Genomic DNA, 16,029 nt, shown 5'->3' with positions numbered 1-16,029 from the left:
CTATTTTTCATTAAAAAAATTCTCCAGAAATTGATATCTGAAATCAAATATGTCATTCAGTTTTTTTCTCACAAACAGATTATGGGCAATTCTTCCTAAAATTCCCAGAGGCAATTCGTAATCTATGGTATCTTTCATCAGAATACCTTCTTCATTTGGAACAAATTCATGATGATGATTCCAATATTTATAGGGCCCCGCTTCCTGAAAATCGGTAAAGCTCTTATGATCGTCCACCTGAATAATTTTTGTTTTCCAATGTATGGGAATACCCAATAAAGGAGAGACCTTATAATTGATTTCCATTCCTTCATAAATAGCCTTACTCCCGAAGTCCGACATCACAATAAAATTCATCGTTTCAGGTGTTATTTTTGATAAATTATGAGGGGAGGAAAAGAATTTCCATGCAGTTTCTTTATCACAATTTAACTGCTGTTCTCTATGTAATTGATAAGCCATTATTTTTCTGTTTAAAAGTAGTTATAGTTATGAACCCGGTGTTCCTTTATAGATAGGCTGACTTATACCGGATGTAGCTTTTTAATGCCAGAAATATTTTTTGAGAATTTGCTATTCTTATTCTATCCTGCAAAATTTTCTGAGAGCTCGTTTTCTTTATCTTTTCAAATAATGACAAGTAATACCTATATGCTAAATATACCCCAAACATTGAAGAATTGGGTAATTTTTTGATTCCTGTCAATGCTTCTTTAAATTCGTATTCAATTTCTTTTTCAATTTCATTTTTCACAGAGTTATCAAAGACATACATATCTACTGAGGGAAAATAGCTGCGTCCTAATATCTGATAATCATCTTTCAGATCTCGTAAAAAATTTACTTTTTGAAATGCTGATCCCAGCTTCATAGCAAAAGGTTTCAGCTCTTCAAATTTTTCTTTACTTCCTTCTGTAAATACCTGTAAGCACATCAGTCCAACGACCTCAGCAGACCCGTAAATGTATTGGCTGTATAATTCCGAATCATAATTAATTTTATGCAGATCCATCTCCATGCTGTATAAAAACTGATCAATAAGAGTTCTTTCAATCCGGTAATTCCTCACCGTTTCCTGAAAAGACTGCAAAATAGGATTAAGGGATATTCCCTCGTCAATCGCATGGTTTGTTTCCGATTTCAATCTCAAAAGCAGTTTCTCCTTGTCATACTCATGAAAACTGTCAACAATTTCATCAGCAAGACGTACATAGCCGTAAATAGCATAAATAGCTGATCTTATAGAGGGTTTTAAAGCCAATATTCCTAATGAAAAACTGGTACTGTATTTTTGGGTAGTCTTTTTGCTCACTTCGTAAGACAATTCATCAAACAATTTTTTCATATTCTTTTAATTTCAGGTTATTGACTTCTTTAGCTACTATTTTTCCGGAAATAATTGAAGGTGGAACTCCGGGTCCGGGAACGGTTAACTGTCCTGTATAAAATAAATTCTTAATCTTGTTATTTCTGATCTTGGGTTTCAATACCGCTGTTTGTCCCAATGTATTGGCAAGCCCATAAGCATTACCTTTATAAGCATTGTAATCAGCAATAAAATCACTTACACAGTAACTCCTTTTATATTCTAATTTTGAACAGAGGTTTTTTGCCCCCGTATGTTTTTCAACCCTGAGGAGCATTTCATCAAGATACTGTTCCCTGATCTCTTCATTATCATGTATTCCTGGAGCGAGTGGCATCAATAAAAATAAATTTTCACCATTTTCAGGAGCAACATGGGGATCTGTTTTAGAAGGACAGCAGCAGTAAAAAAGAGGTTTATCAGGCCATTTCTTATTTTTGTAGATACAGTCTATATGATCTTCCAATTCATTTTCAAAAAATAAGGTGTGATGCTTTAAGTTGGGAATCTTTTCTTTTATTCCTAAATAATAAATCAGGCAGGAAGGCGCCAATACTCTGGTATCCCAGTATTTACTGTTATAATTTCTGACGGATTCCGGAAGCAGGGTTTCAGTATGATGATAGTCTGACGAAGCAATGACAGCATCAAATTTATAATTTTCACCATTAATATTCAGTGATGTTACTTTTCCATTCTCTGTATTGATTTTCTGAACTGCCTGATTGAAATGAAACGTTACCCCTTGTTTTTCGGCAACCTTTTGCATTGCCAATACCAACTGATGGAAGCCTCCCATTGGATATTTGGTCCCTAAAACATACCCCCCATAGTTCATCAGACTATAAAGCGCCGGAATATTTTCAGGAGAAGCACCAAGAAATATGACCGGGAATTCCATAAGACATTTCAATTTAGGATTAGAGAAATAGCCGGAAACATATTTTCTGAAATTACTCAACAGATCAAGTTTAAATGCACTTCCTGCAATTTTCAAAGAAAAAAACTCAAACCAGCTGTCACAAGGTTTGGTAACAAATTCTTTCATTCCTATTTCATATTTAAATTGGGCAGACTGCATAAACTTATCATATTGTATGGATGCTCCTTTTTCTATTTGTTCAAATAAATTACGTATATCTTCATTTTTTTCAGGAATTGATATTTTCTCATCAGAAAAGATCATTTCGAATTGGGGATTTAACGAAATAAGTTCGAAAAAATCACTTGTCTGAAATCCAAAATCTTTAAAAAAGTCATCAATAATATCCGGCATCCAATACCAGCTTGGTCCCATATCAAAAATATAACCTTGTTCAGTTCTAAACTGCCGTGCCCGCCCCCCGGGTTCAGAATGCTGTTCAAAAACATGCACCTCATTTCCCGCCTTTGCTGCATAAGCTGCTGCTGACATGCCGGAGAATCCTGAACCTATCACTGCAATTCTCTTCGTTGATTTTTTTGCTTTCATGATCTGCTTCTTTATTCTTTTTTACTTGATTGTTTGGTAAACAACTTTACCAGCATTTAATTTTTATTTATCTGATGATAAGCAGCATCAAGAAGATCTTTATGATCTGGATTTTTACAATAAACAGAATAATGAAATTCATTCAGTTTAGTAAGCAGACGGAGAAGCTCCATTTTTTCCGTATAGCACAGATTTCCTGACACGATATGAGAAGCCTTACGGATCTTGTCCATCAGGCCTTCAAGTATCTCAAATCCCTTTCCTGATATCCTGATGACTTTTGTACGCTTATCTATATCAGAGTCGGTCTGCTCAACCCAGCCATGATGGATTAATCTGTTTATTACCTGTATCCCTGCTGGTTTATCATGTACATTCTTCTTGATTAGATCCATCTTTGACATTGCCCCAAATGACTTCAGGGTAATCAGATAAATGAAATCTTCCTGAGTTGAAAACATGGAATCTCTCATGGCAGATTTTGAATATGATTTTGCATATCTGCTCATATGAGTTAAAAAAGTACAAATGACACTATCAGCACCTCTCCCATTCTCTTTTCCTTCCCAATGAGTTTCATTTTCTGAATGATGATCAAAACAGTCTGACATCCATTCTTTAAAACCACTTAGGTCATTCCTGTAACTGATATTATTATCATTTTCAGTTTCGAATTGCTGCACCAATTCTATAACTTCCTGAATGAGTTTGTAATTCATAAAAGCTTATTTAGTTTACAAATATACTAATACAAAACAATAAAAGAGTATTAATATACTATAAATTAATATTACTTATTTATATGAATACTTTGGCTTAATTTATTTGGAAATTAGACCTAGCTAAGCAAAATTTAATGAAAATGTACAATCTATTTTGGAAGATCGCATTCAATCTTTAGGTTCAGCTCTGGAAACAAGGTTGAATGAATTAATCAGTGGTGAGATAAAAGATTCTGTGACAGAAGTTCCACTGAATCGGAGGTTTGATAAATGGTTTAAAGAGGTTCAGGCCACTGAAAAATACATAACCACTGGTACTGAAAGAAATTCTTTATAAATCGAAAAGCACGCGAAAAATCATTTATACCACAAATTTAATTGAAAATCTCAACGGAAAAATCAGAAAATACACCAAAAACAAAATGTCTTTTCCTACAGATGATGCCGTAATGAAATCAGTGTATCTCGCTTTAAAAGAATCTACTAAAAAATGGACCATGCCAATTCAAAATTGGGGTATTGTTCTTAACCAGTTTATGCTTATTTTTGAACAAAGACTCAGATTATAAAATCCAAGCCCTAACTTTTTAACTTACATACTTCGTGGGATAGTGTCGAATATTTTAAAAGTCAGTTAGCCTATTATTCTTTATAGAGTATTTTATAAAGCTTCTATTTTTAGAAATGCTAATTAATTCTGATAAAAAAACTAATAAAATAGTTGTGTATATCATATAAATACTTACTTTTGTACCGCTTTAGAATTGGGGGATTGGCGCAGTTGGCTAGCGCGTTTGACTGGCAGTCAAAAGGTCACGGGTTCGAATCCCGTATTCTCCACATAAATTTTTAACAAGCTGTAATGTAAGCAATTATATATATAGCTTGTTAAAAATAGTAAAAAATAGTAAATTTGAGTTCATGTCCTCAACGCCTGCAAGCAAATTATTGAGACATGGAAAGTAAAAATTTAACTGTTGAAATCAGTATTCCTAAAAAACAGGATGGCTTATACTATGTTTATCTTTATGATACAGTAAGTCAGGAAACAAAGAAAAAGTACTATAAAGGTATTAATATCGATCCAGATCCTTTGGAACGATTATCTGCTGCGGAAGACCTTCAAAAAGTATTAAGAACTAAGCTTAAAACAGGTTGGTTGCCAAAAACAAAAGAATCTTCTCTGCCTGAATTTATTCCCCAAAAGATTTTTATTAGCGAGGCACTTGATATTGCCATACAGGAAATGTCAAAACGCCTTGAAAAGAAAACAATACAATGCTATTCATCTCCGGTTCGTTTCTTTCAGGAAATGATAATAATTTTTAAATGGGATAAGACGTATTTGCATGAATTTAAAATTGAGCATGTAGAGCAGATTATGAAATCAATTGCCAGTGCAAGAAAATGGAGCAATAATGAATACAATAAAAATATAACATTTATTAAAGCAGTCTTTACTCAATTGGTTAACGATCGTTATATCAAAACAAACCCAGCACATGGAATTGTTTCCCGAAAAAAACAAAAACGAAAAGGTTATGAAACCTTGACCGAAAAAGAACAAACCCGAGTGATTAAGCACTTTAAGAAAGTACATCCTAATTTCGCCACCTGGCTTAAGGCGTTGTATCATACAGGAATGAGGCCGGAAGAATTACGAAATGTTAGATGCTTTATGGTGAACCTTGACGAAGAGTATATTCAACTAAATGAAGATATAACGAAAACGGATGATAATAGAAAAATTCTTATTCCAAAGGATCTTAAAAATGATCTAATAAAATTTGATTTATCTAATCCGGGAGCTTTCTTATTTGGAAAATTTGGCGTAAGGTACACAAACAATGAAAAAGACTTTCAGCCCTCTAAAAATCAACTTGGAATAAATAGAGCCAACAAAATATGGAAAGAAGAAGTAATAGACTTTTTGAAAATTGATAAAAAAATGTACTCAAACAAACACCAGAAAGCAAACCACACTATTTTGGACGGTGGAAGTCTGGAAGCTGTTCAAAGAGCGTTTGGCCACTCCAGAAAGATTACAACAGAAATTTACGCCAAAATACTTGAAACAATTCAACTAGAAGAATTCAAAAACAAAGCAAGGGACTTTAAATAGTCCCTTTTTTTATTACCAGTCGTTACTTGTTTCGTAAGGCTTGCTCATAGCATCTTTAAGTCCTTTTATAATAACCTCCATTCTAGCTTTTGTTTTTTCTTTAATATCTTGCCATGGCCCTTTTCTTAGGTAGACATCAATTGATTTATCAGGCTTATCACTTACTGTAAGTATTCCATAATTAATTGCACTATTCGGTCTACAATTTGTGCCTTCATGAACCATTGAATGAATTATATATTTATATCTTCCTTTTTTGAAGTACATATTAATTTTAAAATTAACATAACCAATTGTACATAATGCGCCAACGTATACTTTCTTAGTGTAATATCTTACCTTGCCACTGCCTGTTATTTCCCCAGCGTCCCTGTCTTCAATTGTAAATAATTCCCCTTCGTCTTTAAAGTTCTTAGCTATAAATGTTCTAGCTCTATTGTACAACTCTTGCTTTGTAATTGCGGAATCAACAGGCACTACTTCTTCGTATTTTAATTCCTGCGCATTTGCTACTGCAATAATTAAAAGCAGTAAAAGAGTCGTTATTTTTTTAACATTTACCATTTTTCAGTATTATTTTGTATAAGTTCTTGATTGAAATTTCTAACAAATGTATTCGTAAATCCTTCTACAAATGACATTGCATTTTCCAACCTAACTATTCCTCGGCTATTGAAAAAATACCCTATAGATGCTTCACTTTTAGTTTCAGTATTTAGTAAATACATGAAAGAGGGTTTAATCATTATTTTTTCATCTTTAAAATTTAGCTCATACTTATTAACTACTTTCCATACATTTGCCCCTTTCCTATTGATAAATATTGTTCTTGAGCTTTGGCTTGTAATTTCAACAATTATCTGCTCATTTTCAGACTCTACTATATGATCAAATTTCAAATCATACTTTTTAGGAAGGTTATTTTTTATTAAAGAGAATAATTCTTCTTTTTTCTTTCCAGGAAATTCTAAAACGACATAGTTTTTTGATTTGTCATCTTTGAGCTTATAATTATCCTCGGTTAAAGCAAATTCCTGAGAAAAAATAAATGTTCCAATCAAAACAAATATTAAAAATAATATTTTTTTCATTTATAATTTTTCCACAAATATAGAAATATTCTAAATATGCATCTTTACGGTTTCCCGTATTTATACGTATTGCGGGGTTAAAATCTTTTGCTATGAGTAGTAAATAATTCATGGTATTAAGAAATAATATATTATATTCGCAATTAGGATGTGAATAAAAGTTTTATAATAGCCCTGCTATTTTAATTAGTATTTTTGGAGTTAACTTTTAAATTTTAACAATGAAAACATTAAAACTGATTATTTTAGGAGCTGCAGTAAGCTTAATACTCTACTCATGTTCTAACGACAGAGACGATGAGGCCAGAAAAGAGGCCATCGAGCACGTCAAAACCAGTAACCCAGAAATTAAGTTAAACAAAAACGGATTAACCGCTAAAGGAGATCTAAATTCTAAGACTGATACTATCATAGTAAAAACACAGAATTCTTCTTTAAGCGTCCCGACAAAACAAGATCCTACTGATGGAACAGGAGCAGACCCAGTCGTTGACCCAACCAAACCAGATAAACCGTGGTAGGTCAAAAGCCATAACACAAAGAATGGCAACAATACTAGTATTGTTGTCTTCTATTCTACCATTTCTTAATAATATACTAAAGCATTTATTCAATACACCTTCTATAGTTTTAGATGTAGCAGGTGCAAAAGCTCTAGATTTGGATAGTGCTATTTTCTTTTTTGCAATGCCAATAAGCTATCTTTTTATCGCTTATGGAGGTAGATTTGGAGCACATAAAAAAAGCTACTACGCCGTGTATCTTTCTGCTTACTTGCAGGTTGTAATAGTCGTAAATTATATTTTTATTGGCATTAATACAGCATATTTTATAACACAAATAACTGTATTTATGCTATTTCTTACAGTTGCTATCTTACTACTGAAAAAAGCCAGGTATTACACAAGCATGGAGGATAAAAATGAATTCCTGAATACCACATTAGATAGATATTCATCAATAATTAGAGATAAAAAGTAGTATGAAGTTTTTAGAGAAAAAAGAAAGGCTTAAAATTCTAATATCTATTAGTGATCAATTGTGGGACGATTACAAGTCCGGATTGCTTACTGCTGATGAATATCTTACAAAAGCTGACGAAATCCGAGACGAATTTAACAAAGCCTCAGAAGTAACATTTTTAGACATGCAGGAACTGTCTAAAAGTTTCGGATATATTTTAATTAAAAGCAGGAATATTTTTGCAAAAAACAAAAACTATAAGTTTGAAAGATTAATCTTTAATTGAAGATTTAAACTTATCCAGCTCCTTCATAAAATTATCTATCTTTTCCGTAAGAACTAGAATTTTTCGATCTTGTAATTTTTTAATTGCGTCATTGGTTTCTTTTTGGAGCATAAGTTCATCCGTTACATCCGAATTCAAATTTAACTTAACATCTACAGTGTCTTCAGCAAACCCAATGTAGAATTTTTCAAATTCTGGAAATGCTGAATAAAATCTTTCTCGAAATACCGGTGTCATATCCTTTTTAAGCATTTGTGAAAAGGATGATTTATTAGGATATCCAATAAATTTCCCTACCTCTTCCTGGCTTTCAAACCTTGATGATACAGTTAAAAAATGGATAAACAAGTTTATCTTATCTATTTCTTTCATATATTTGTATAAATATTAAATGGTAATGAACGACAAAGAAATAAGCATTGAGCTTTTGAAGCTTTATCCCCAGTACGAACATGAATATACTTTTGAGCAGTTTTTAAATCTATTTAACGCTGTAAGAAGATTTATTCCGAGCAGGAAAAATTCCGCAAAAAGAATAACAAAACGAAGTTTAAGGTCTTTTAAAGGATCAAATGAAGATAAACCTTCACACTTTGTTTTTATAGAATCTGACAGGCTTAAAGAAAATTAAAGCTTAAGAAGAGTATCTCTTCCTTCCTTTGTTATCCTTACTACTATAGCATCACTTCCTTCAAAGGCTCCGATCTTTTTAACATATCCCATTCTAATAAGTTTTAAAACCTCGTTGTATTCAACGGGGTTTTTGTCTTTATCAAATTCAGTGGCATGCGAACTAATCTTTTCTAATAATTCTTTCATATAAAATTTTTATCACTGGTTATCAATCAGTTAAAACAAATGCATAAACTTTTTTACCTAAACATACACTTGTTTACATAAACTTATTTATATTTGTAAAACAATTACAGAGTTAAAGCTCTTAATTATTAGCAAAAATAATAAATAATACGTAATGGCTATAAAAATAGGTGAAACAATACCTCTTCAGCTGTCTGAGTATCTAAAAATGTTTACAACAAAAGACGACCGGGCAGACGTGAACAATGAGGTAAAAAATGTAAGCGTTTCTTCTTTACGAGAGCTTACATATAGAAATAACAGAGTGACTGAAGGCAATATAATCGGTCTTAAAGTTTTACTCATGAGGGCAAATAAAAATGCCGAAGAAAAAATAAAGCAAGCTAAACTCTGTAAAAAAGAAGTAAAAAAAGCTTTCGACTGTATTTAACTCAAAAAATCTCAAAATCATGCAAACAACCATCTCAATACCAATGCTTGAAAATATCGCACTTCAAAGGCTTGAAAATGACAATTTCATTACTGGCGAGGTTGATTATAACTCTTCATACGGGGTGTACACTGGCTACCTGCAGATAACGCCAACTATTTGCATTGACTTTACAGATTCAAAGTTTTGTCTGGCAGATGAGGGCGAAAAGATAGCTGAAATAAGCCAAGACCTTGAAAAAGCTATTGAGTGCTACTTAAGAGACAACTACTCTACTTCTGAAGATGAAAGTGAGTATGAGTTTACTGATATGAGAATTAAACTTCAAAAAGAATTTTAACATGAAAACCATCTTAAATCTCTTTATAGCCTCATCAATACTTGTTATGATGAATGATTGCGAATTAAATGCGGGTAAAACTGCATTAGATTACTCGAATTCGATTTATGCCTGTTTTGGGCTTGTTTTCTGCAGGTTTTTCAGATTGTACTACAGACAATTCATTGAATTCTTAACCAAACCACAATGAGACTAAAAAACAGATTTAAGAACCGATTTATCTCACATGAAAAATGGATTCAATGGTTTTCAGCTCGTGACTTCAGATCATCTGTTATCTGTACACTAGCCAAAATAGAACGATATAAAAATCACAAACAATGGCAGATCCAAATTACATAGCCGCTAAAACATTTCTTAATCTTTTACCTGATGCTGTTAAAGTAAAATTATGTAACCAAACACTTGCAGGCGTTGAGGACAAGAAGAAATCAAAAAAGCAGAGGGTTAAAGATTACACAAAATGGTTGGCGAATAAATAAATCAAAAAAAACAATTAAACATTATGAAAAATTACAAAGAAACTTACAGAGGCTGGGTTATAGAATCTTACGGTAGTGGATTCAAATACTACGAGCCTAAAAAAAGAGCAAAAACAACTATGATCGGTGATGATATTGTCATGATCAGAAAACAAATAGATCACTTTAACGCTTAAAACTAAACTATACATGACAACATTAGAAGTTACAACAATAAATCCATCTGAGTATGGTATCGCAGAAAATCAAGCAACTGAATTAGTTGGTAACCTGCCACAAATTAAAGCTGAAAGAGCAATTCTCGAAGAGCAATATGCCGAGATTATCAAAATGGATATTGAAGATCCAGAAACAGCAAAAAAAGCTAAAAAATTAAGATTGCTATTTAAAGATAACAGAACCAAAGGCATCAATGTTTGGCATTCTACTACCAAAGAATTTTTCTTAAAAGGTGGTCAGTTTGTCGATGCTATCAAGAGAAAAGAAATTGCGGTAAACGAAAGAATTGAGCAGAATCTTGAGAACATCGAAAAGTACGCTGAGAATCTTGAAAAAGAAAGAAAAGCAAAATTAAACGCTGAAAGAATTTCTGAATTAGAGCCTTACAACGCTTTTGTGCCAATGGGTTTGAATTTCGGTGATCTTTCAGACGATGAATATACAAAGGTTCTGAATGGTGCAAAACTTCAATTCGAGCATCAACAAGCTGAAGAAAAAAAGGCAGAAGCAGAAAGACAAAGACTTGCAGAAATTCAAAATCTTCATTCAGTAAGAAAAGATTCTCTTTTACCACTATGGCAATTTGTTGAAAACAAAGATGTTAATTTCGGCGAAATGACTGATGCTGAATTTTCTAGCATCAAAGAAAATGCAGATTGTAAAAAGGTTGTGTTTGACGCTGAACAAGTAAAAATCAAAGAAGAAAACGAAAGACTCGCAGCCGAGAAGAAAGCAATTGAAGAAAAGGCGGCTAAAGAAAAAGCTGATGCAGAAAAGAAAGCAGCCAAAGTACGTGCTGAACAAGACGCTAAATTAAAAGCCGAAAGAGAAGCAAAGGCAAAAGTTGAAGCTGAATTACAAGCCAAAAAAGATGCAGAAGCGAAAGCAGAGAAAGAAAGATTGGCAGAAGAAAAAAGACTGAAAGAAGAAGCTGCAGCATTAGCAAAAGCCCCTATCAAAGATCAGTTAAATGTTTGGGTTTCTTCGTTTGAATTACCATCTGCAAATATAGAAAATGAAAAAGCCGATTTGATAAAAGCAAAGTTTGAAGCTTTCAAAAGATGGGCATTTGCTGAAATTGAATTAATGTAATACCGAATACAATGAGTACACCTAATAATTTACCAACAATAGCAGATTTAACGACTGACCTGCAGTTAGCATGGAAAAATGATCAATTGAATTTTCTTCTGAGCCAAAACCCACCAACTAAATGGATCTCTAAACACCCATTCATCAAAAAAGATGTTGTTATTAATGGTCAGAAGCAAAAAGTACCTTATGAGTATTTACCTATTGATAAGGTAGAGCATTTATTGAGAAAGATTTTCAAAGAATATAAAATTGAAATTACTGGTCAAGGTTCTTCATTCAATGGTGTATGGGTGACAGTAAGAGTTCATTTTAAGAGCCCAATTAATGGCGAGTGGTATTTTCATGATGGCATTGGTGCAAGTCAATTACAAACAAAATCCGGCACAAGTCCAGCCGATTTACAAAATATAAATAATGGTGCTATTTCAATGGCTTATCCATTAGCAAAAACACTTGCAATAAAAGATGCTTGTGATATGTTCGGTAACATCTTCGGGGCAAACCTAAATAGAGCCGATTTAGTAGCTTTTACGCTTGATTCAAATCTTGCTGAAAGTGGTAAGTCTAACGCTGAAAAAATGGCATTATGATAAAGTATGCAGTATTTGAAACAGAAGAAGAATGGTTAGATTTTCGAGCCGAATACTTCACTGCAAGTGATTCTTCAAAATTAATGACCGAGCCTAAAAAGAAAGGTGAAGTATTATCGGTTGGTGCGAAAACTTATATCAGAAAAAAAGCGGCTGCCATTCTTGCACCCAGAGAACCGAGTTACTTTAATTCAGCAATGGAACATGGTAAGGACACCGAACCAATTGCCGCGGTACGTTTCGCTTCTGAATTTGGTAAAAATATCGATGATGATGATATTATTTACACCTCTACGAATGGCTTTGTTTTCTTTTATGACGATGAATACAATTTAGGTGGTACACCTGATTTAATCATGAGAAAAATCAAAAAGTCTGGCGAAATAAAATGCCCGAATTCAGACACTCATCTTGAATACCTAATGCTTGAAACTGCTGAGGATATAAAGGCAAATATTCCAGAATATTACGGACAAATGCAAACTAATATGTATTTAACAAATACTGACGAATGCATTTTTATGAGCTTCGATAATCGATTCTACAATGAAAATCTTCACTCTCATTTTATTACAGTACCAAAAGATGAAGATTATATAGAAAGATTATTGGTCAAAGCAAAGCACGCTAAAGAGTACAAAGAATCAATTCTAAAACTTGTAAATGAAAACTAATGGCAATAACCCATCATCCTCAAAATTACCAGAAACCGAAGGTCTACGACAAAGAAGATCATCACCGGTTCTGGCTCTGGTATTTAAATGTGACTCACAGACAGCTCACGAAAGACGAAATGGAACGCACACGAAAGAATTTTACTTACGACATGGATTATTACCTGTCTCTTCCCAACCCTAGTAAAAACATAGAAACATTTTAACCATGAATTATTTACAAATACGAATAGTTGAAGTCCGGGACCACATAGACCGACTCCAAGAGATTGCCAATAAGCACAAGACTAACGGAAAGAAACGATGTTTCATAGCCACCTGCGAAGTTATAAAGGACAATAAGCTTATCCTGAAAGTCCTTAGAGAAGACCTGAAAAAGCATAATAAAATAATCTCATCCAGAATTCTACATGAACAGTACAATTAAAGACAAAATAGGCCAATGTATTGACTGTCCACCAGGCACTCCAGAACAGCCAATCATAAAAGATAGATGCAAAAAGATGCACTATAAACGACATCGTGCAGAAGTTAACTACAGTAAGTCTTCTGGTAAGATCCAAATCAGAAAGCCTATTCCAAAGGTATCTAAAAAAAGAGCTGTAGAGAATGCAAAGTATACAGTTGCAAAGATCCAGTTTATGAGCAAACCTGAAAACAGAATATGCCCAATAACAGGTAAAGAGACAACTGATATCCACCACATGAAAGGAAAAGTAGGTTTTGCCGACAGTTGGGCTAGGATTAATAATGTATCTCTTCTACTTGATACGAGATTTTGGAAAGCTTTAAGTCGTGAAGGCCACTCATACGTTGAGCTCCATCCAGAATGGGCGAAAGAGAACGGATACTCAATAAATAGACTCTGATATGAAAAAGTTCAAAAAACGAATAAACATTGAAAACGCCACGAATTTCAAGTTAGAATACTACGAAGGGGGATCTGAGCTGAAATCCAAAGAATTCAATTCTTATAAAGCAATGGAGCAATTCCACAACAGACAAACCGACTTTATGTATCTGGATTTTCATCGATATGCGTTCGTAAATGACAAATGGTACCGGTTTTTGAAATTGCGCTCACCATTTGTTTTCCAGGAAGAATTGGATTTCATAAACAAAACATTCACTGAAAATACTGAAGCTCAAAATCTTCAATATAGTGAATTTGAGGAAAGTTAAACTCCTGACAAACTAAAGAAGATATAATACTATGATACAAGTTATTAAATACAAATGTTGCGGTAATATTTTCGCTGCCTGTTGTGAGCCCGAATGTTATACAGACATGGATTGGCTAAAAGATCTGAAAAAATATGTTGAGCGAGGTGATAAAGTAGAAATGATTCCGAGTGGTGATGGATTGCAGTTTGAGAAATGTGAATGTAAAAAAGTGGAAAAAAATAAACAACCACAAAAGGTTATAGAGAGTCTTTTTGATGACGCAATATTGATACTTGATAGTCAATAATCGCAGTGTTAAAGATTTATAATTGAACGACACTTAATCCGGCAAAAATTGAATGAATGTGTTAAAGTCCGGATACTACCCTACAGGCCTACCGCGCCTGGTGTGAATTGCTTTTGAATTTATTGAATATACATAAAATGAATATATATGAACTATCCCGCTGTTTTTGGAACTGGTCATTTGAAAATCCAGATCTAGTTAAACCTAATCATTCTGCCATGTTTTTCTTTGCAATTGAGCATTGCAACAGGTTGGGTTGGAAAGAAAAATTTGGGTTCCCAACGACAATGGTAATGGATGCAATAGGTATAAAATCATACAAAACCTTTATTACAACTTTAAATGAGTTAGTTGAATGGGGATTCCTAAAGATGGTTGAGAAATCAAAAAATCAGTACTCAGCGAATATAATTGCCTTAGCATTTTTTACCGAAGCAAATACCAAAGCACTTACCAAAGCAAGTAAAAAGCATATGCTAAAGCAAGTCCAAAGCACTGACCAAAGCATAGTTGAAAGCACATGCCAAAGCATTGCTAGTATAGATATACCTAATTACAATAATACCAATTTACCTAATAACAATATTCTTTTAGAAAAAGAATCAAAACAGGAAGAGGTAGAAATTGAAGTTTCAGAAGAATTTTTTCGTGAAGTAACTCCAATACAAGAATTAGTAAAAGAAGCCGAAGAAGTTCTTAATCAACAAGAATCAGAAAAAAGAAAAAAAGTTGCGCAAAAAAAAGAAAAGCCAGAACCGCCCGATATAGAAACTTTCATTGAATCAGCTAGGGAAATATATCAAAACGAACTTAAACTCGATTTTTCGCAGTACGAATTCGCTGTGCGGGCTAAATACAACAGCTGGAATGATGCCGGATGGAAAGACGGTCATAAAAAACCCATTCAGGGTTGGAAAAATAAACTCAGAAATGTAATCCCATACTTAAAACCAATTTATGGAAAACCAATTAACAACAACTCAAACAACGGATATAGCAACCGTACAGGAAATTCCTCAATGGGCCAAGGTGGGAAAGTCTCCGCTGCTTCCCTACTTGCCGATAGAGCTCGTGGACAAACTTCCAGAGACGGTTCGGGCTGAACTTTCGCAGGCTAAACTTAAATACTCAGACGACGCAGTACTGATGCGTTTTGCAAATCGTGTTGTGTTTGATATTGATCCTAAATTTCCTGATGACGGGGACAAAAATGATCCGGATGATCCGCTTTCACCTCTCAATATCGCAATCAACAGAGTTTGTGATTATGGACGAAGATGTGACCTTACAGAACAAGAATTCATGATTGCGATCAGCATGGCACAAAAGGGGCTTTTGCAGATAGATGGTGAAAAAGTGAGATTTTTCCGCGAAATTAATCAAGCGCATTTCGCCCAATACGAAATGGGATACGCAGAATTCAAAATCCGCGATCAAAAGTATCAGAACGCAAAAGATTCAATCAGGAAATTAATGTCACCTCCAGAAAAGAAAATGAGTTCTGAAGAGTACGAAGCCCTAACGCTAGACAATATCAGGAGGGATTACCACAGGTTCAAATCTGATGGAAAAGTTTTAGCAACACCTATTTTTTACGATCTGATCAAAAAAGAAAAAGGTGATAAAGTGAAGTTGATTTTTGTTGAGAATTTTCTTAAAAACTATGTCCCAGAATCAGCAGAGGGAAAATTAAGCGGAGAAGGAACCGCGCTACCGAAAATAATTAAGAAAGATGCGTATTTGGAATTTCAGAACGAAATGATCAAAAACTATGTGGTGTACCTGAAGCTTCACGACACCTCTGAGGAAATCTGGATGCAACATTGGAAACGATTAAACGACAGAAAGTCATGACCCCAGAAATTAAAAGCCTTACCGAAGTATACAG

26 protein-coding genes, 1 tRNA gene and 1 pseudogene are annotated in these 16,029 nt (G+C 33.7%); 20 read left to right on the top strand and 8 right to left on the bottom strand.

Going from position 1 to position 16,029, the window contains the following annotated elements; all coding sequences use genetic code 11:
• The 4 genes from AC27VX_RS07470 to AC27VX_RS07455 are packed head-to-tail and all read right to left on the bottom strand — an operon-like array spanning position 1 to position 3,556.
• Positions 1–462 (bottom strand): SRPBCC family protein, encoded by a 462-nt coding sequence (locus tag AC27VX_RS07470; RefSeq protein ID WP_236859120.1) that lies wholly within the window; start codon positions 460–462, stop codon positions 1–3.
• Between the two features lie 46 nt (positions 463–508).
• Positions 509–1,345 (bottom strand): phytoene/squalene synthase family protein, encoded by an 837-nt coding sequence (locus tag AC27VX_RS07465; protein ID WP_236859119.1) that lies wholly within the window; start codon positions 1,343–1,345, stop codon positions 509–511.
• Positions 1,329–2,837 carry a phytoene desaturase family protein gene (locus tag AC27VX_RS07460; protein WP_236859118.1) on the bottom strand — a complete coding sequence of 503 codons (1,509 nt, stop codon included), beginning with the start codon at positions 2,835–2,837 and terminating at the stop codon, positions 1,329–1,331. The genes AC27VX_RS07465 and AC27VX_RS07460 overlap by 17 nt, the downstream gene beginning before the upstream one ends.
• A gap of 56 nt (positions 2,838–2,893) precedes the next feature.
• Positions 2,894–3,556 carry a MarR family winged helix-turn-helix transcriptional regulator gene (locus AC27VX_RS07455; protein WP_488694799.1) on the bottom strand — a complete coding sequence of 221 codons (663 nt, stop codon included), beginning with the start codon at positions 3,554–3,556 and terminating at the stop codon, positions 2,894–2,896.
• Positions 3,557–3,909: 353 nt separating this feature from the next.
• On the opposite strand from AC27VX_RS07455, the pseudogene AC27VX_RS07450 reads away from it, so the two are divergent.
• From AC27VX_RS07450 to AC27VX_RS07440, 3 genes and pseudogenes are all read left to right on the top strand, one after another.
• Positions 3,910–4,128, top strand: a pseudogene (locus tag AC27VX_RS07450) (transposase); the annotation flags it as partial.
• A gap of 197 nt (positions 4,129–4,325) precedes the next feature.
• Positions 4,326–4,399 (top strand) — tRNA-Ala (locus AC27VX_RS07445).
• Between the two features lie 115 nt (positions 4,400–4,514).
• Positions 4,515–5,681, top strand: a complete 1,167-nt coding sequence (locus tag AC27VX_RS07440; RefSeq protein WP_488694797.1) for a tyrosine-type recombinase/integrase — start codon at positions 4,515–4,517, stop codon at positions 5,679–5,681.
• Between the two features lie 12 nt (positions 5,682–5,693).
• On the opposite strand, the gene AC27VX_RS07435 is transcribed toward AC27VX_RS07440, so the two are convergent.
• Together AC27VX_RS07435 and AC27VX_RS07430 are read right to left on the bottom strand one after the other, a co-directional pair.
• Positions 5,694–6,245: a DUF4468 domain-containing protein gene (locus AC27VX_RS07435; RefSeq protein ID WP_488694795.1), complete on the bottom strand. Its 552-nt coding sequence runs from the start codon at positions 6,243–6,245 to the stop codon at positions 5,694–5,696.
• Positions 6,239–6,772, bottom strand: coding sequence for a hypothetical protein (locus tag AC27VX_RS07430; protein WP_488694793.1), 534 nt, complete (start codon positions 6,770–6,772; stop codon positions 6,239–6,241). Before AC27VX_RS07430 ends, AC27VX_RS07435 begins: the two co-directional genes overlap by 7 nt.
• A 221-nt stretch (positions 6,773–6,993) precedes the next feature.
• Here AC27VX_RS07430 and AC27VX_RS07425 point away from each other — a divergent pair, with 221 nt between their 5' ends.
• From AC27VX_RS07425 to AC27VX_RS07415, 3 genes are read left to right on the top strand one after another with little or no spacing between them, the layout of a single operon-like run.
• Complete coding sequence (locus tag AC27VX_RS07425; protein ID WP_488694791.1) at positions 6,994–7,293, top strand: hypothetical protein; 300 nt, start codon at positions 6,994–6,996, stop codon at positions 7,291–7,293.
• 22 nt (positions 7,294–7,315) lie between these two features.
• Positions 7,316–7,753: a hypothetical protein gene (locus AC27VX_RS07420; RefSeq protein ID WP_488694789.1), complete on the top strand. Its 438-nt coding sequence runs from the start codon at positions 7,316–7,318 to the stop codon at positions 7,751–7,753.
• Position 7,754: 1 nt separating this feature from the next.
• Complete coding sequence (locus tag AC27VX_RS07415; RefSeq protein WP_488694787.1) at positions 7,755–8,021, top strand: hypothetical protein; 267 nt, start codon at positions 7,755–7,757, stop codon at positions 8,019–8,021.
• Here the strand turns inward: AC27VX_RS07415 and AC27VX_RS07410 are convergent.
• A complete protein-coding gene (locus AC27VX_RS07410; protein WP_488694785.1) occupies positions 8,007–8,393 on the bottom strand; it encodes a hypothetical protein in 387 nt (128 codons plus the stop codon). The two genes, AC27VX_RS07415 and AC27VX_RS07410, sit on opposite strands and share 15 nt — an antisense overlap.
• Positions 8,394–8,418: 25 nt before the next feature.
• Between AC27VX_RS07410 and AC27VX_RS07405 the strand changes: the two genes are divergently transcribed.
• Complete coding sequence (locus tag AC27VX_RS07405; RefSeq protein ID WP_488694783.1) at positions 8,419–8,652, top strand: hypothetical protein; 234 nt, start codon at positions 8,419–8,421, stop codon at positions 8,650–8,652.
• Here the strand turns inward: AC27VX_RS07405 and AC27VX_RS07400 are convergent.
• Positions 8,649–8,840 carry a hypothetical protein gene (locus AC27VX_RS07400; RefSeq protein ID WP_488694781.1) on the bottom strand — a complete coding sequence of 64 codons (192 nt, stop codon included), beginning with the start codon at positions 8,838–8,840 and terminating at the stop codon, positions 8,649–8,651. The two genes, AC27VX_RS07405 and AC27VX_RS07400, sit on opposite strands and share 4 nt — an antisense overlap.
• Positions 8,841–8,994: 154 nt before the next feature.
• On the opposite strand from AC27VX_RS07400, the gene AC27VX_RS07395 reads away from it, so the two are divergent.
• The 13 genes from AC27VX_RS07395 (at position 8,995) to AC27VX_RS07335 (ending at position 15,995) form a co-directional block, all read left to right on the top strand.
• Positions 8,995–9,270, top strand: a complete 276-nt coding sequence (locus AC27VX_RS07395; protein WP_488694779.1) for a hypothetical protein — start codon at positions 8,995–8,997, stop codon at positions 9,268–9,270.
• 19 nt (positions 9,271–9,289) lie between these two features.
• Positions 9,290–9,610: a hypothetical protein gene (locus AC27VX_RS07390; RefSeq protein WP_488694777.1), complete on the top strand. Its 321-nt coding sequence runs from the start codon at positions 9,290–9,292 to the stop codon at positions 9,608–9,610.
• A gap of 320 nt (positions 9,611–9,930) precedes the next feature.
• A complete protein-coding gene (locus AC27VX_RS07385; RefSeq protein WP_488694775.1) occupies positions 9,931–10,092 on the top strand; it encodes a hypothetical protein in 162 nt (53 codons plus the stop codon).
• Between the two features lie 23 nt (positions 10,093–10,115).
• Positions 10,116–10,268: a hypothetical protein gene (locus AC27VX_RS07380; RefSeq protein WP_488694773.1), complete on the top strand. Its 153-nt coding sequence runs from the start codon at positions 10,116–10,118 to the stop codon at positions 10,266–10,268.
• 13 nt (positions 10,269–10,281) lie between these two features.
• Entirely contained in the window at positions 10,282–11,403 is a 1,122-nt protein-coding gene (locus tag AC27VX_RS07375) for a cell envelope integrity TolA family protein (protein WP_488694771.1), read from the top strand.
• Between the two features lie 11 nt (positions 11,404–11,414).
• Positions 11,415–11,996, top strand: a complete 582-nt coding sequence (locus tag AC27VX_RS07370) for a hypothetical protein (RefSeq protein ID WP_488694769.1) — start codon at positions 11,415–11,417, stop codon at positions 11,994–11,996.
• On the top strand, positions 11,993–12,670 hold the full coding sequence (locus AC27VX_RS07365; protein WP_488694767.1) for a YqaJ viral recombinase family protein: 678 nt from the start codon (positions 11,993–11,995) through the stop codon (positions 12,668–12,670). The genes AC27VX_RS07370 and AC27VX_RS07365 overlap by 4 nt, the downstream gene beginning before the upstream one ends.
• Positions 12,670–12,876 (top strand): hypothetical protein, encoded by a 207-nt coding sequence (locus AC27VX_RS07360; RefSeq protein ID WP_488694765.1) that lies wholly within the window; start codon positions 12,670–12,672, stop codon positions 12,874–12,876. The genes AC27VX_RS07365 and AC27VX_RS07360 overlap by 1 nt, the downstream gene beginning before the upstream one ends.
• Positions 12,877–13,080: 204 nt before the next feature.
• Entirely contained in the window at positions 13,081–13,539 is a 459-nt protein-coding gene (locus AC27VX_RS07355; RefSeq protein ID WP_488694763.1) for a hypothetical protein, read from the top strand.
• Between the two features lies 1 nt (position 13,540).
• Positions 13,541–13,852: a hypothetical protein gene (locus AC27VX_RS07350; RefSeq protein ID WP_488694761.1), complete on the top strand. Its 312-nt coding sequence runs from the start codon at positions 13,541–13,543 to the stop codon at positions 13,850–13,852.
• Positions 13,853–13,883: 31 nt separating this feature from the next.
• Positions 13,884–14,141: a hypothetical protein gene (locus AC27VX_RS07345; protein ID WP_488694759.1), complete on the top strand. Its 258-nt coding sequence runs from the start codon at positions 13,884–13,886 to the stop codon at positions 14,139–14,141.
• Between the two features lie 137 nt (positions 14,142–14,278).
• Positions 14,279–15,244 (top strand): hypothetical protein, encoded by a 966-nt coding sequence (locus tag AC27VX_RS07340; RefSeq protein WP_488694757.1) that lies wholly within the window; start codon positions 14,279–14,281, stop codon positions 15,242–15,244.
• Entirely contained in the window at positions 15,213–15,995 is a 783-nt protein-coding gene (locus AC27VX_RS07335) for a hypothetical protein (protein ID WP_488694755.1), read from the top strand. Before AC27VX_RS07340 ends, AC27VX_RS07335 begins: the two co-directional genes overlap by 32 nt.
• Positions 15,996–16,029 lie beyond the last annotated feature (34 nt).

It is taken from the genome of Chryseobacterium sp. 14P4.3.2 (assembly GCF_057799275.1).
Note: the sequence above shows the minus strand (reverse complement) of the source record. Positions and strands in the feature narration are given on the sequence as shown.